General features: G+C 65.2%; 14 protein-coding genes. 11 read left to right on the top strand and 3 right to left on the bottom strand.

Annotated features, from left to right (window positions below; all coding sequences use genetic code 11):
* Complete coding sequence (locus tag AC5RV1_RS09840) at positions 1-1,149, top strand: D-alanine--D-alanine ligase family protein (RefSeq protein WP_493946441.1); 1,149 nt, start codon at positions 1-3, stop codon at positions 1,147-1,149.
* A gap of 34 nt (positions 1,150-1,183) precedes the next feature.
* Here the strand turns inward: AC5RV1_RS09840 and AC5RV1_RS09835 are convergent, their stop codons facing one another.
* Positions 1,184-1,687, bottom strand: a complete 504-nt coding sequence (locus tag AC5RV1_RS09835) for a DUF3515 domain-containing protein (RefSeq protein ID WP_493946440.1) — start codon at positions 1,685-1,687, stop codon at positions 1,184-1,186.
* Between the two features lie 90 nt (positions 1,688-1,777).
* On the opposite strand from AC5RV1_RS09835, the gene thiL reads away from it, so the two are divergent.
* The 4 genes from thiL to rsmD are packed head-to-tail and all read left to right on the top strand — an operon-like array spanning position 1,778 to position 6,768.
* Positions 1,778-2,824 carry a thiamine-phosphate kinase gene (thiL, locus tag AC5RV1_RS09830; protein WP_493994396.1) on the top strand — a complete coding sequence of 349 codons (1,047 nt, stop codon included), beginning with the start codon at positions 1,778-1,780 and terminating at the stop codon, positions 2,822-2,824.
* Positions 2,825-2,846: 22 nt separating this feature from the next.
* Positions 2,847-3,833 (top strand): DAK2 domain-containing protein, encoded by a 987-nt coding sequence (locus AC5RV1_RS09825; protein WP_493946438.1) that lies wholly within the window; start codon positions 2,847-2,849, stop codon positions 3,831-3,833.
* Positions 3,823-6,087 carry an ATP-dependent DNA helicase RecG gene (locus AC5RV1_RS09820; RefSeq protein ID WP_493994395.1) on the top strand — a complete coding sequence of 755 codons (2,265 nt, stop codon included), beginning with the start codon at positions 3,823-3,825 and terminating at the stop codon, positions 6,085-6,087. Before AC5RV1_RS09825 ends, AC5RV1_RS09820 begins: the two co-directional genes overlap by 11 nt.
* A 45-nt stretch (positions 6,088-6,132) precedes the next feature.
* The gene (rsmD, locus tag AC5RV1_RS09815) at positions 6,133-6,768 is read left to right on the top strand and encodes a 16S rRNA (guanine(966)-N(2))-methyltransferase RsmD (protein WP_493994394.1); all 636 of its coding nucleotides are present in this window, start codon (positions 6,133-6,135) and stop codon (positions 6,766-6,768) included.
* 20 nt (positions 6,769-6,788) lie between these two features.
* Here rsmD and AC5RV1_RS09810 read toward each other — a convergent pair whose 3' ends face one another.
* Both AC5RV1_RS09810 and AC5RV1_RS09805 read right to left on the bottom strand, forming a co-directional pair.
* A complete protein-coding gene (locus AC5RV1_RS09810) occupies positions 6,789-7,583 on the bottom strand; it encodes a spermidine synthase (protein ID WP_493994393.1) in 795 nt (264 codons plus the stop codon).
* Positions 7,583-8,812, bottom strand: a complete 1,230-nt coding sequence (locus tag AC5RV1_RS09805) for an aminotransferase class I/II-fold pyridoxal phosphate-dependent enzyme (RefSeq protein ID WP_493994392.1) — start codon at positions 8,810-8,812, stop codon at positions 7,583-7,585. Before AC5RV1_RS09805 ends, AC5RV1_RS09810 begins: the two co-directional genes overlap by 1 nt.
* A 43-nt stretch (positions 8,813-8,855) precedes the next feature.
* Here AC5RV1_RS09805 and coaD point away from each other — a divergent pair, with 43 nt between their 5' ends.
* The 6 genes from coaD to AC5RV1_RS09775 form a co-directional block, all read left to right on the top strand.
* On the top strand, positions 8,856-9,356 hold the full coding sequence (gene coaD, locus AC5RV1_RS09800; RefSeq protein ID WP_163162655.1) for a pantetheine-phosphate adenylyltransferase: 501 nt from the start codon (positions 8,856-8,858) through the stop codon (positions 9,354-9,356).
* A 123-nt stretch (positions 9,357-9,479) separates the two neighbouring features.
* Positions 9,480-10,004, top strand: coding sequence for a YceD family protein (locus AC5RV1_RS09795; RefSeq protein WP_256249010.1), 525 nt, complete (start codon positions 9,480-9,482; stop codon positions 10,002-10,004).
* Positions 10,005-10,040: 36 nt separating this feature from the next.
* Positions 10,041-10,244, top strand: a complete 204-nt coding sequence (gene rpmF, locus AC5RV1_RS09790; RefSeq protein ID WP_009356569.1) for a 50S ribosomal protein L32 — start codon at positions 10,041-10,043, stop codon at positions 10,242-10,244.
* A gap of 21 nt (positions 10,245-10,265) precedes the next feature.
* Complete coding sequence (rnc, locus tag AC5RV1_RS09785) at positions 10,266-10,994, top strand: ribonuclease III (RefSeq protein ID WP_493947166.1); 729 nt, start codon at positions 10,266-10,268, stop codon at positions 10,992-10,994.
* A gap of 4 nt (positions 10,995-10,998) precedes the next feature.
* On the top strand, positions 10,999-11,973 hold the full coding sequence (mutM, locus tag AC5RV1_RS09780) for a bifunctional DNA-formamidopyrimidine glycosylase/DNA-(apurinic or apyrimidinic site) lyase (RefSeq protein ID WP_493994391.1): 975 nt from the start codon (positions 10,999-11,001) through the stop codon (positions 11,971-11,973).
* Positions 11,974-12,106: 133 nt separating this feature from the next.
* The coding region (locus AC5RV1_RS09775; protein ID WP_493994390.1) for a chromosome segregation SMC family protein at positions 12,107-13,282 on the top strand (1,176 nt) is incomplete at its 3' end.

Here is a 13,282-nt window from a genome sequence, read left to right as displayed (position 1 = left end):
ATGTCCCAAGACAAACTGACCGCATCAGAGCCGGCCGGCGGGGCAAAACCCCGGGTTGCGGTACTTTTCGGCGGCCGTTCCAGCGAGCATGCCGTCAGCTGCGTGACCGCCGCAGGCGTTCTCGGTGCCATCAACAAGGATAAATACGAGGTCATCCCCATCGGGATCGCCAAGTCGGGACAATGGGTGCTGGCCGCCGGTGATACGGCGCAGTGGTCCCTGGCAGCTTCCTCGCTGCCGGAAGTGGTTCCGTCAACGCAAACCGTGACGCTGGCCCAAATAGGCGGCGAACACCAGCTGATCGTGGCCTCACCGAACGAAGTCCCGCAGGAACTCGGCGCCGTGGACGTGGTGTTTCCGCTGCTTCACGGCCCCTTCGGCGAGGACGGCACCATCCAGGGGCTGCTGGAACTGTCCGACACCCGGTATGTCGGAGCGGGCGTCCTGGCCTCGGCAGTGGGCATGGACAAACACTTCATGAAAGTGGTTTTTGAGGCCGCAGGCCTGCAGGTTGGCCCCTACATCGCCGTGACCGACAGGCAATGGCGCAAGGATGCGGAATCCGTCCGGAAACAGGTGGACCTGCTTGGCTTCCCCGTTTTCGTCAAGCCTGCGCGGGCTGGCTCGTCCATGGGAATCTCCAAAGTTGATTCACTCGAGGAGCTGGACGCCGCCATCGAGGAAGCGCGCCGGCACGACCTCAAATTGGTCATTGAGGCCGGAATCACCGGCCGGGAAATCGAGTGCGCAGTGCTGGAAGGCAGGGGCACCGACGCTCCCCGCACCTCAATGCCGGGCGAGATCTCCGTGGCCGGCGGTACCCACGAGTTCTACGACTTCAACGCCAAGTATGTCGAGGATGATGCCGCATCACTGAGTTGCCCTGCGGACCTGCCGGAGGAAGCCATCGCCAGGGTGCGGGAGCTCTCCGCAGCCGCCTTTGACGCGGTGGGCGCAGAGGGCCTGAGCCGGGTGGATTTCTTCTACACGCCGGACGGCCAGCTGATCATCAACGAGATCAACACCATGCCCGGATTCACCCCGAAAAGCATGTACCCGCAGATGTGGGCCGCATCAGGGCTGGATTATGCCGAGCTGATTGACGAACTCATTTACCTGGCCTTGAACCGAAAGACGGGCCTTCGCTAGGAGTCGCTCGTTTGGTGGTTGAGCGGGTCGAACCCTACTGGCTTTTCGGCAGGTTCTGCAGCTCTTCCTGGCCCACGCAGTTTCTGAGAGGCGGGATCTCACCGGCGGCAGGGGCAAGATCGGCCAGGACAGTCGCAGAGCTGATCTTGTCCGGATCCATCAGTATTTCGGTGGCGGGCTCGCGGCCGTAGGTGGTCAGTGTCCAGACGGGGTCGCCTTCCTTGATCACCCAGTCGATCCCGTTGACGGTCACGCAGCGGTCGGTGGTGGGTCCGGGCACGTTCACGCCGCAGCGAAGGATCACCAGGGATGGATCACCCCAGACCGCAGTCGCCTGGCTGTTCGTCTTGCGCAGCGCCGAATCACCGATGGCTTCCGGCAAAGCCACCATCATGGGAGCGCACGCGGGGTTCGCGGCGTCCCGGGCTGCAGGGACGTCCACGGCGGGGGAGCATGCGGCTAAGGCGAGGGCAGCTACAATCCCGGTCAACGCCATCCTGGCAGCGCGGGCGGGCAGGGAAAGCTGTGGACGGTGCATACTTCAAGACTATCGTCGCGGCCCCGCTGGTCCGGACACAGTACTGGCGGCAAGCGCCGCAATGTCGTAGGCCCGCTGTAGCGTAGTGGCGTGCCTGAAAAGCGATTGACCGTCCAAGAGCAGCCGCCCGCCGTCGCCGCCCTCTCCGAAGCTGAGCTGCTGGCGCGGATATTTCCACGCCTTTCCATGGGTGGGGACCATGCTGCCGCCACCTTGCTCGGTCCGGGCGATGACGCCGCCGTTGTGGCAGCGCCTGACGGGAAAACCGTCATCAGCATTGACACCCAGGTCCAGGACCAGGATTTCCGGCTGGAATGGCCCAACGGCTACGGGACCACCGGTTTCGATGTCGGCTGGAAAGCTGCGGCCCAGAACCTCAGCGACATCAATGCGATGGGAGGCACAGCAACGTCCCTCGTGGTGAGCCTCACGCTTCCCCCGGAGACACCCGTCAACTGGGTGGAGGACCTGGCGGACGGCTTGACAGCGGCAATCACGGAACTGGGTGCTGCCAAATGTTCGGTTGCCGGAGGAGATCTGGGCCGTGGCCGGGAAATTTCCGTGACAGTGGCCGTTCTGGGGACCCTCAGCGGCCATCACGCCGTCCTCCGGTCGGGCGCCCGGCGGGGGGATGTCCTGGCGATCGCCGGAACCGCCGGGCATGCTGCCGCCGGCCTGGCGATCCTGGAATCCGCCGTCAGCGTTGATGCCCTTCGCCGTGAGCAGCGCGTCTTCCTGGACCTCCAGTGCAGGCCAAGGCCCCCTCTGGCCGCCGGGCCCGCTGCCCGGGCCGCCGGCGCCACTGCCATGCTGGATATTTCCGATGGCCTGCTGCGGGACGGCTTGCGGCTCGCGGCTGCCAGCAGTGTGGGCATTGATCTTGATCCTGCGCCGTTACGGGCACTGGCGGAGGTACTGCGGCCCGCCTCGGAGCTGCTGGGAACGGACCCGATGGCGTGGGTGCTGGGCGGCGGGGAGGACCATGGGCTGCTGGCCACATTCCCAACAGATGTTCAGCTGCCTTCCGGATTCACTGCGATAGGCTCAATACAAGCATTGGGAAGCAACGAAAGCCCGAGCGTCACAATAGCGGGCCGGTCCGCAGACACCGGGGGATGGGATCACTTTGCACACTAAGGTTGCCGCCAACGCGCAAGCGATGAAGAGGTGGTTGGGCAAGGCTGAGACCGTCCTTGGCAACCACAGCGACCGCCTCAACGCCATCAATATCTTCCCGGTGGCTGACGGCGACACAGGCACCAACCTGTACCTAACTGTCCGGGCAGCCGCCCAGTCGGCTGCGGCAGCCGGGGACCAGCCTGCGCAACTGGACGTTGGCTCTGTACTGGCCAGTGCCGGGCAGGCGGCGATGGAAGAAGCCAGGGGAAATTCCGGAACCCTGTTCTCCGTTTTCCTTTGCGCGGCGGCGGAACCACTGGCAGGGCACACGCGCCTGACGTCCACACTGCTGGCAGCGGCCCTGAACCGCGCCCAAATCCGCGCGTGGTCTGCCCTGAGTGATCCCGTCCCGGGAACGATGCTTTCAGTGATGGAGGCTGCTGCACGGGCCGCAGCCGCCGTGGATGCCGGACAAAACCATGATGACAGCAACCACGCCCTGGGCCTGGCCCTGGATGCCGCCGTCGAAGCGGCCCTGGCCGCCGTCATCCGTACCGAGGACCAGCTGGACGCCCTGACATCCGCGCGGGTGGTGGACGCCGGCGGAGTGGGAATGCTCCTGATCCTGGACTGCCTCCGGTCCGCCGTCCTGGGCGAGGAACTCCAAAGCGAGCTCCTTGACGGGCTGCACGGCTATGACGTGTCCGATCCGCACATCCACACTGCCATGCCGGATGACGATGGCGTCGAAGTCATGTGTACCATCAACCTTTCACCACTGAATGCCGCCACCCTCCGTCAGCAGCTGGATGAGATCGGCGAGTCCGTCATCATGAGCCAGGTCGGCGGCAACCCCGACAGCGACGGAAACTACCGCTGGCGGGTCCACGTCCACGTTCCGGCCCCCGAGGCGGCTGTTGCCCTCATCCGTTCCCTCGGCGAACCCGCCCAGATCAGTATCAGCGAACTTGCCCTGCCGCGGGAACCGCACCCGGACGCAGTGAACTCCAGTGGGCATGAACGCTGAGATGGACCTTGCGCTGGAACGCAGGATAGGAAAACGTTCCGCGGCGGTCATCGAAAAACACCTCGGCATCACCACAGTGGAAGGCCTGCTGCATTACTTCCCGCGCCGCTACATGTCCCGGGGCGAGCTGACCCCCATCAGCGAGCTTCCCCTCGATGAGGAGGTCACCCTCATTGCCAGGGTGCTGTCCAGCAGCACACGGAACATGCAGGCACGGCGCGGGACCATCACCGACGTCATAGTTTCCGACGACGACGGGCAGCAGGGGCTGCGGCTGGTAGGCGGGCGGGACTACCGGGGCAAAGTGCCCGGAACCCTCAAAATCAGCTTCTTCAACGGCTACAAAGCGAAAGCCGAACTGCTGCAGGGACGGCGGGCACTGTTCTCGGGAAAGGTCACCAGCTTTAAAGGATCACTTGGCCTGACCAACCCCGACTTCCAGCTCCTGGACGAAGACCCGTTCAGCGAGGGCAGCCAGGACCCGGAAAAACTCGCAGCCATGCCTATCCCGGTATACCCGGCAACGGCCAAACTTCCCAGCTGGAAAATCCAGAAGACCATCGGGATCCTGTTGGAGACCCTGGACCTGGACGCCTTGCCGGATCCCGTCCCGCCGGCCATCGCTGCCCGTGAAGGATTCCTGCCGCTGGCCCGGGCGTACCGGCTTATCCACGCTCCAGACTCCGCTGAGGACTGGCGCCGGGCGCGGGACCGGTTCCGGTACCACGAGGCCCTGGTGCTGCAGTCCGCGCTTGCCAGGCGCCGGGCGCAACTGGCTTCCGAGGAAGCCACGGCACGCCGGCCCGTCGCCGAAGGTCTCCTCGCCGCGTTCGACGCGAACCTGCCGTTCACCCTCACAGCCGGGCAGGCCGCCATAGGGAAGACCTTCGCAGCGGAACTGGCCCGTGACACTCCCATGAACCGCCTGCTGCAGGGCGAAGTAGGGTCCGGCAAGACCATCGTGGCGCTGCGTGCCATGCTGCAGGTGGTGGACGCCGGGGGACAGGCGGCACTGCTGGCGCCCACCGAAGTCCTCGCGGCGCAGCACTTCGAGTCGATCCGCCGCGCACTGGGGCCGCTCTCCAGAGACGGTCTGCTGGGTGGGCTCGACGACGCCTCCGTCCAGGTCACGCTGCTGACAGGCTCCATGCCTGCCGCCGCACGCAAGCAGGCCCTGCTCGACGCCGCCTCCGGGACGGCCGGGATCGTGATTGGCACCCATGCCCTCCTCAGCGGCAACGTCACGTTCTACGATCTTGGCTTGATCGTGGTGGATGAGCAGCACCGCTTCGGCGTGGAGCAACGGGATGCGCTCCGGGCCAAAGCCAGAAAGCCGCCCCACCTGCTGGTCATGACCGCCACCCCCATCCCGCGGACCGTTGCCATGACCGTGTTCGGGGACCTCGAGACCTCGGTTCTCGACGAGCTCCCCGAGGGCCGGGCACCGATCACCACCCACCTGGTGGGACTTGCGGAGAATCCTGCCTGGGCCGGCCGGATTTGGGCCCGCTCCCGCGAGGAGATCGATGCCGGACACCAGGTCTACGTCGTCTGCCCGAAGATCGGGACCGATGACGACGGCGATTTCAGCCCCGGGGAAGCCGACCTGGCCGACGGCACCGACGCGGAAAGTGGACGGGAACTGGCATCAGTGAACGCCGTCGTCGAACAGCTTCTGGATGAGCCCGCCCTGTCCGGGGTTCCGTTGGCACCGCTGCACGGCCGCCAGCCGCCCGAAGCGAAGACCGCCGCAATGGCCGGCTTTACGGCAAACAGCGTTAAACTGCTGGTCTCCACCACCGTGATTGAAGTGGGCGTGGACGTTCCCAACGCCACCCTTATGGTCATTCTCGACGCCGACAGGTTTGGCATCTCCCAGCTGCACCAGCTGCGCGGCAGGGTGGGCCGGGGAGGCCTGCCCGGGACCTGCCTGCTGGTCACCGCCCTGGAACCTGAACACCCCAGCCGGCGGAGGCTGGACGCCGTCGCCGCCACCACGGATGGTTTCGAACTTTCCCAGGAGGACCTCAAGCTGCGCCGCGAGGGTGACATCCTGGGCGCTTCCCAGTCCGGCGGACGCTCCACCTTGAAACTCCTGCGGGTGCTTGAGCATGAAGCCATCATCAGCCGCGCCAGGGACGATGCCCAGCACATTGTGGCGCAGGACCCATCGCTGGGGGCACACCCGGATCTGGCCGAGGCAATCGAGAAGTACCTGAACCCCGAAAAGGAGGCGTTCCTTGAACGCGGTTAAAACGGTTGAGGCTTATATCCACGGCGGCCGAAGCGGGGGCGCTCAATGAGCCGCATCATCGCCGGGGCCGCCGGCGGTACGCCGCTGCAGACTGTTCCGGGTTCCCTGACAAGGCCCACCACGGACCGCGTCAAGGAGGCGTTGTTCTCGCGGCTGGACGCCTTTGACGTCATCAGCGGTGCGCGGGTCCTGGACCTGTACGCCGGCTCAGGTTCGCTGGGGGTGGAGAGCTGCAGCAGGGGCGCGCAGACGGTGGATTTGGTGGAGTCCGATTCCAAGGCCAGTGCCGTCTGCCAGCGCAACGCCGACCTCATCAATGGGGTTCTGGGCCGGAAAGCCGTGACCGTCCACCGCTCCAAGGTTGAGCCTTTCCTGGAACGCGCCGCCGCCACGGCAACCTGGGACCTCGTGTTCCTGGACCCGCCCTATCCGCTGGAGGAGGTGGCGCTGTCCGCGGTGCTCGAAAAGCTCGCTGCCCACCTTTCGCCGGCGGCTGTGGTGGTGGTGGAGAGGTCGTCCCGCTCTCCTGAGCCGGGCTGGCCCGGAGGCCTGGCGCGGTTCGCGGAGAAAAAATACGGCGAAACGCGGCTGTGGTATGCAGAGCCTTTTGTGCCGGACGCCATTGACCCGGACGTGGTTGACCAGGACCTGGCGGATCAGGATGTGGTTGACCAGGACTAGGTTTATCAGGACTGGGTTTATCAGGACTGGGGCGCGAGCATGTCCAGGTCCACGCCGGCCAGGACTTTGGCGGGATGCGGGCCGCGGGATACTAATGCTTCGGACCAACCTTCCGGCCAGGGCGCTTGGGTGCCGGCCAGGACGATGTTGCCCGGGTAGCGGCCCTCGAACATGCCTGCTTCGGCAAACGCCGCTACATCACCCATCGCCCGCCGTATTGCCGCAACCTGGCTGCGGACCAGGGTGAGCCCCGGCTCGTCGCCCACGTTGACGATCAGCAGCCCGCGCGGGGTGAGCCGGTCCCGCACCTCGCTGTAAAACTCGGTGCAGGCAAGGTGTTCCGGGGCTTCCGGCCCGGAGAAGATGTCGAGGATCACGACGTCGAACAGGAGTCCGGGTTCGAGTTCCGCGAGTGCCCCGCGGGCGTCCCCGATGATTGTGTGCAGGTCCGTCCCCTCCGGGAGCGGCAACTGGCGCAGGACGAAGTCCAGCAGTTCCCGTTCCAGTTCCACCGCATACTGCATCGACCCCGGCCTGGTCGCCTGGATGTAGCGGGCCAGTGTCAGTGCCCCGGCCCCCAGATGCAGTGCTGTCACAGGCTTTCCGGGTGGTGCGGCCAGATCCACCAGGTGGCCGATCCGCCGCAGGTACTCGTAAAAAATCTCGTCCGGCTGGGCCAGGTTCACATGGGATTGCTCCGCCCCGCCGATACTGAGCACGTAGCTGCCGTCGGTGAAGGAGTCCGGTGCGATGGTTGCGTGCTGTCCGGTGGTCCGGAGGAACCGTTCCGCCCGCCTGCCGTTCCCGGCCGGCATCAGAGCCGTCCGCTGAGGGTGGCCAGCCGGGCGGCCGCTTCCTCCAGGACTTCGGTCTTTTTGCAGAACGCAAACCGAAGGAGGCTGCGCGTCCTCTCGGCACCTTCAGGGTGGCAGAAAACGGGGACCGGGATCGCGGCCACGCCCACCAGACTGGGGAGCCTGCGGGCCAGGTCCACCGAGTCATGGATGCCCAGCGGAGCGGTGTCCACGTTGACGAAGTATGTTCCCTGCGGTGTGAAAACGTCGAAACCGGCTGCCCGAAGGCCTTCGCTGAGGATGTCGCGCTTGTGCTTCAGTGTGGCCGCGATGTTGGTGTAGAAGGCGTCCGGCAGGCCGAGCCCGCTGGCAATGGCTGACTGGAACGGCGTGCCCGAACTATAGGTGAGGAACTGCTTAACCGTGCGTACAGCGGACACGAGCTCCTCGGGGCCTGTAAGCCAGCCAATCTTCCAGCCGGTCAGGGAGAACGTCTTGCCGGCCGAGGAAAGGGTGATGGTCCGGTCAGCGGCTCCCGGCAGGGATGCCACCGGGACGTGGCGGTCGCCGAACGTGAGATGTTCGTACACCTCGTCAGTGACGATCAGGCAGTCGTGCTTCCGGGCGAGGTCCACAACGCGCTGCAGCACCGGGCGCGGAAAGACGGCGCCGGTGGGGTTATGCGGGTTGTTCAGCAGGACGATCCGCGTGCGCTCGCTGAAAGCAGCCTCCAGCGCAGCCAGGTCCGGCATGAAGTCCGGCGCCAGCAGGGGAGCCGTTACATGCGTTGCGCCGGACAGACCGATGACTGCGCCGTAGGAATCGTAGAACGGCTCAAAGGTCAGTACCTCGTCACCCGGTCCCGCAAAAGCCAGCAGGGAGGCGGCAATTCCCTCGGTGGCGCCGGTTGTAACGATCACCTCGGTCTGCGGATCGGGTGAAAGGCCGTAGAACCTTTCCTGGTGGGCAGCCACTGCTTCGCGGAGCTCCGGAACGCCTCTCCCCGGCGCGTACTGGTTATGCCCGGAGTCGATGGCTGCACGGGCCGCTTCGCGTATCTCCAGCGGCCCGTCCTCATCCGGGAAGCCCTGGCCCAGGTTGATCGCTCCGGTCTGTACCGCCAGGGTGGTCATTTCCTCGAAGATCGTGACTCCCAGCCCGCCGCCGGGCCCCAGGAGGTTGGCTCCGAGCGCGGTCCGCTGCCAGGGGGCGGGCGCCAAAGGGGTGGAAACTTCCCGTTGTGGATGCATCCAGTCATGGTATCCCGGCCTTTTCATGGGGTAGGTTCGGAGCATGAGACGAGCTGTCTGCCCCGGATCCTTTGACCCCATCCACAACGGCCATCTCGAGGTTATTGCCCGGGCTGCCGGCCTCTTTGACGAGGTCATCGTTGCGGTCTCCACCAACCCTGCCAAGAAGTACATGTTCACGTTGGGAGAGCGCCTGGACATGGCGCGGGAAACCCTTGCGTTACTGAAGGGCATTGTGGTGGAACCTGTTGGGGAAGGCCTCCTCGCCGAATATTGCCGGCAGCGCGGCGTCTCCGCGATCGTCAAGGGCCTTCGGTCCTCCTCGGATTTCGACTACGAGCTCCCCATGGCCACGATGAACCGCCAGCTCAGCGGCGTGGAAACGGTGTTCCTGCCCGCCGAGGCCCACTACATACACCTGTCCTCCACCCTGATCAAAGAGGTTGCCAGCCTGGGCGGCAGCGTTTCGGACTACGTTCCCAGGTCAGTGCACCGGAGGATGCTTGCGGGCGAGTCGGCGCCTGAACAGCAGCCGAGAGGGTAGGCTAGTCCGGTACTTCGGCGCCGCCGGTTACCTGGTTTGAGTCCCTGCGGCTCTTCAGGCTAAGATGGTACGTCGGTCATATGTTCAACAGGAGTTCTCATTAAACGAGATGCTGGTTCGCCCCTGGCGTTCGACGTCAAGGACCTCGGACGCAGTCCGGGAAGCATGCGGACACTGACGGAACATGTACCCGCACCAAGTGATCTTGGTGTGGCGCTTATTGGTGTTCAGGAAGGCTCGGATATCGAGCTGGATCTGAGGCTTGAGGCCGTACACGAAGGAATTCTGGTATCAGGAACCGCGATTGCCGAAGTAACCGGCGAATGCGGGCGATGCCTGGATCCCCTTGCGTATGACCTTGAGGTCAATGTGCAAGAACTTTTCTTCTATGAGGGTGTAGAGCTTTCGGACGAAGAAGAAGATGAAGAGCAACGTCGAGTCGAGCACGATGTAATCGATCTTGAACCGGTGTTGCGGGACGCAGTTGTCACCAATCTGCCGTTCCAGCCGGTGTGCCGGGAAGACTGCCAGGGCCTTTGCTCCGAATGCGGAGTTCGCCTGGAAGACGAGCCGGGGCACCACCACGAGGTCTTGGATCCTCGCTGGGCTGCCCTAGCTGATATGGCTAAGCCTGACCGGCAAAATTGATTTGTACGTGTTTGTCTAGAGAGAAATGAGTTAGCCGTGGCTGTTCCCAAGCGGAAAATGTCTCGCTCGAATACCCGCGCCCGCCGCTCGCAGTGGAAGGCGACCGCCCCCCACCTGGTGAAGACCGTGGAGAACGGCCAGGTTACTTACAGCCTGCCGCACCAGGCAAAGGTTGTCACCGACTCGGCCGGCACCGCGCTGTTCCTTGAGTACAAGGGCCGCAAGGTCGCGGACGTCTAATCGGCCCCTCCGGCTGACATGATGTCTTCAACTGAAGAGCTTTTGAAGCGTCTCGGTGTCTCTATTGACGCCGGGACGCTTCGTCTTGCGCTCACACACCGTTCCTACGCCTACGAAAACGGCGGCATACCCACGAATGAGCGGCTCGAATTCCTGGGGGACTCCATCCTTGGCTTCTCCGTGACCGACGCTCTGTATCGGGACAACCCGGACCTGCCCGAAGGCGATCTTGCGAAGCGACGCTCGGCCGTGGTCAGCACCCGGGCCCTCGCTGGCATCGGACGAAGCCTCGGCATTGGCGACTACATCTACCTCGGGCAGGGCGAAAAGCTCACCGAGGGCAAAAACAAGGCCTCAATCCTGGCGGACACCATGGAGGCGCTGATCGGTGCCACCTATGTGTCCAACGACATCGAGACCGCCCGGCAGCTCGTGATGCGGCTGATTGGGCCCCTGCTTAAGGATGCCGGCGCTTTGGGTGCGGGAACCGACTGGAAGACCAGCATCCAGGAACTGGCGGCCAGCCGCCAGCTCGGAACCATCCATTATGCGGTGGAGGGCTCCGGCCCGGACCACGCGCGGATTTTCGCGGCTACCCTGCACATTGGCGGCACGGCCTACGGCAAGGGCACCGGCCACTCGAAAAAGGAAGCGGAGCAGGAGGCTGCCGCCGACGCATGGCGCGCCCTCACCGGCAACGCCGGCTCCGCGCCGGCGGGCAAGTCCGCCGGCTCCGTAGCCGCCAAGTAGCGTCGTGCCTGAACTACCCGAGGTTGAGGTGGTCCGCCGCGGCCTGGTGAGCTGGGTCCGCGGCAGGACCATCGAACGCGTGGAAGTCCTGGACCAGCGCTCGATCCGCCGCCACGCACTGGGTACCGAAGATTTCATCGGAAACCTCGAAGGCGCAACTGTTGCGGACGTCGTGCGGCGGGGTAAGTTCCTCTGGATGCCGCTGCTGGATACGTCCGCCGGTCCTGACGGGCCACTTCCGGACGGGCCTGCCGGCACCCAAAAGGTGGCGCTGATGGCCCACCTGGGCATGAGCGGGCAGCTGCTGATGCAGGATGGCAGCGTCGCGGATGAGAAACACCTCAAAGTACGGATCCGGCTGGCTCCGCGCGACGGCATGCCCGAACAGCTGCGGTTCGTGGACCAGCGGATCTTCGGTGGCCTGTTCGTCACTGCTTTGGTTCCAACGGACGACGGCGGCCCGGGCGGCCTCGCTGAATCGCCCCTTCCGCTGATCGCAGAAGAAGCGTCGCACATCGCCCGGGACCCCTTGGATCCGGCTTTTTCCTTTGACCTTTTCTATCGCCGCCTCCGCCAACGCAAAACCGGCCTGAAGCGGGCCTTGCTGGACCAAGGCCTGGTATCCGGCATCGGAAACATCTACGCCGACGAGGCGTTGTGGCGCGCCCGCCTTCATTTCGCCCGGCCCACCGACACCTTGCGCCGCACGGAAGCGGAAAGGGTAGTGGGCAGCGCGCGCGAGGTCATGCTGGATGCGCTGGCCGCGGGCGGAACCAGCTTCGACTCCCTGTACGTGAACGTCAACGGCGCCTCAGGATACTTCGACCGGTCCCTCAACGCCTACGGGCGGGAGGGGCAGCCGTGCAAGCGGTGTGCCGCTGCGGGAATCCGCGCAACCATCCGCCGCGAGCAGTTCATGAACCGCTCCTCGCACACCTGTCCCGTGTGCCAGCCCCGTCCCCGTAACGGCCGCTGGTAGTACAAACCGCCGGCTGGGTTCTGGTGCCCCCGCGGCAGGGGTACGGGCCCGTCAATCCGGGCCATTCTGCCGGTAAGCAGTAGATTTGGTGCAGGGAAGCATCCGTCCCAGCCATCCAGGAGATCCAAAAGCCTTGCACCTCAAAAGCCTGACCGTCCGGGGGTTCAAGTCGTTTGCGTCGGCCACCACCTTCAATTTCGAACCCGGTGTCACCGCCGTAGTCGGCCCCAACGGCTCCGGCAAGTCCAACGTGGTGGACGCCTTGGCCTGGGTGATGGGGGAGCAGGGGGCCAAAACCCTGCGCGGCGGCAAGATGGAAGACGTCATCTTCGCCGGAACGTCCGGCCGGCCCCCGCTGGGGCGCGCACACGTGTCGCTGACGATTGACAACACTGACGGTGCCCTGCCCATCGAGTACAGCGAAGTGACCATTTCCCGGACGCTCTTCCGGGCCGGCGGTTCCGAGTACGCCATCAACGGCGCGGGCTGCCGGCTGCTCGACATCCAGGAACTGCTGTCCGACTCAGGCCTGGGCCGTGAGATGCACGTCATCGTGGGCCAGGGCCAGCTGGACCGGGTCCTCCATGCCACCCCCGAGGACCGCCGGGGCTTCATTGAGGAAGCCGCAGGCATCCTTAAACACCGGCGCCGCAAGGAGCGGACGGTCCGCAAGCTCGAGGCCATGCAGGCAAACCTGCAGCGACTCACCGACCTGACCGGCGAAATCAGGCGCCAGCTGACCCCGCTGGGCAAACAGGCCGAGGTGGCCCGGCGTGCCCAGCGCGTCCAGTTCGACGTCCGCGATGCCAGAGCGCGGCTCCTCGCTGACGATCTCGTCCAGCTGCAGGAAGCACTGGAGCAGGACGTCGCGGACGAAGCTGCCCTCAAATCCCGGCGGGCCGCCGTCGAGCAGGAGCTGGAAGCCGGGCGCCGGCAGCAGGCTGCCCTGGAGCAGCTGGCCGCGGAAGCAACACCAAAGCTGAACGCGGCAAGGGACACCTGGTACCGGCTGACTGCCTCGCGTGAGCGGCTCCGTTCCCTCGGAACGTTGGCGCAGGAACGCACCCGCCTGCTCGGGTCCACGGAGCCCCCGGCAGCTGGCCGCGATCCTGAACAGCTTGAAAGGCAGGCCGCCCGGGTGCGCGGGGAGCTTGCCGAGCTGGAACGCCACATCCTGGATAGGCGCAGTGGACTCGAGGCGGCCAGCACAGCTAAAGCGGAGGCAGAGGCTGCCGCCCTGGCCGAGGACAAGCGGCTCACGGCGGTGCTGCGGGCAGCCGCGGACCGGCGTGAAGGACTGGCCAGGCTC

It is taken from the genome of Arthrobacter sp. Hb9-2, from assembly GCF_059091165.1.
Note: the sequence above shows the minus strand (reverse complement) of the source record. Positions and strands in the feature narration are given on the sequence as shown.

Bases quoted from the DNA above. Each gene is read 5' to 3' on its own strand.
- AC5RV1_RS09840 (WP_493946441.1), top strand. From the start codon at position 1: ATGTCCCAAGACAAACTGACCGCATCAGAGCCGGCCGGCGGGGCAAAA.
- AC5RV1_RS09835 (WP_493946440.1), bottom strand. From the start codon at position 1,687: ATGCACCGTCCACAGCTTTCCCTGCCCGCCCGCGCTGCCAGGATGGCG.
- AC5RV1_RS09825 (WP_493946438.1), top strand. From the start codon at position 2,847: ATGAAGAGGTGGTTGGGCAAGGCTGAGACCGTCCTTGGCAACCACAGC.
- AC5RV1_RS09820 (WP_493994395.1), top strand. From the start codon at position 3,823: ATGAACGCTGAGATGGACCTTGCGCTGGAACGCAGGATAGGAAAACGT.
- rsmD (WP_493994394.1), top strand. From the start codon at position 6,133: ATGAGCCGCATCATCGCCGGGGCCGCCGGCGGTACGCCGCTGCAGACT.
- AC5RV1_RS09810 (WP_493994393.1), bottom strand. From the start codon at position 7,583: ATGCCGGCCGGGAACGGCAGGCGGGCGGAACGGTTCCTCCGGACCACC.
- AC5RV1_RS09805 (WP_493994392.1), bottom strand. From the start codon at position 8,812: ATGCATCCACAACGGGAAGTTTCCACCCCTTTGGCGCCCGCCCCCTGG.
- coaD (WP_163162655.1), top strand. From the start codon at position 8,856: ATGAGACGAGCTGTCTGCCCCGGATCCTTTGACCCCATCCACAACGGC.
- rnc (WP_493947166.1), top strand. From the start codon at position 10,266: ATGTCTTCAACTGAAGAGCTTTTGAAGCGTCTCGGTGTCTCTATTGAC.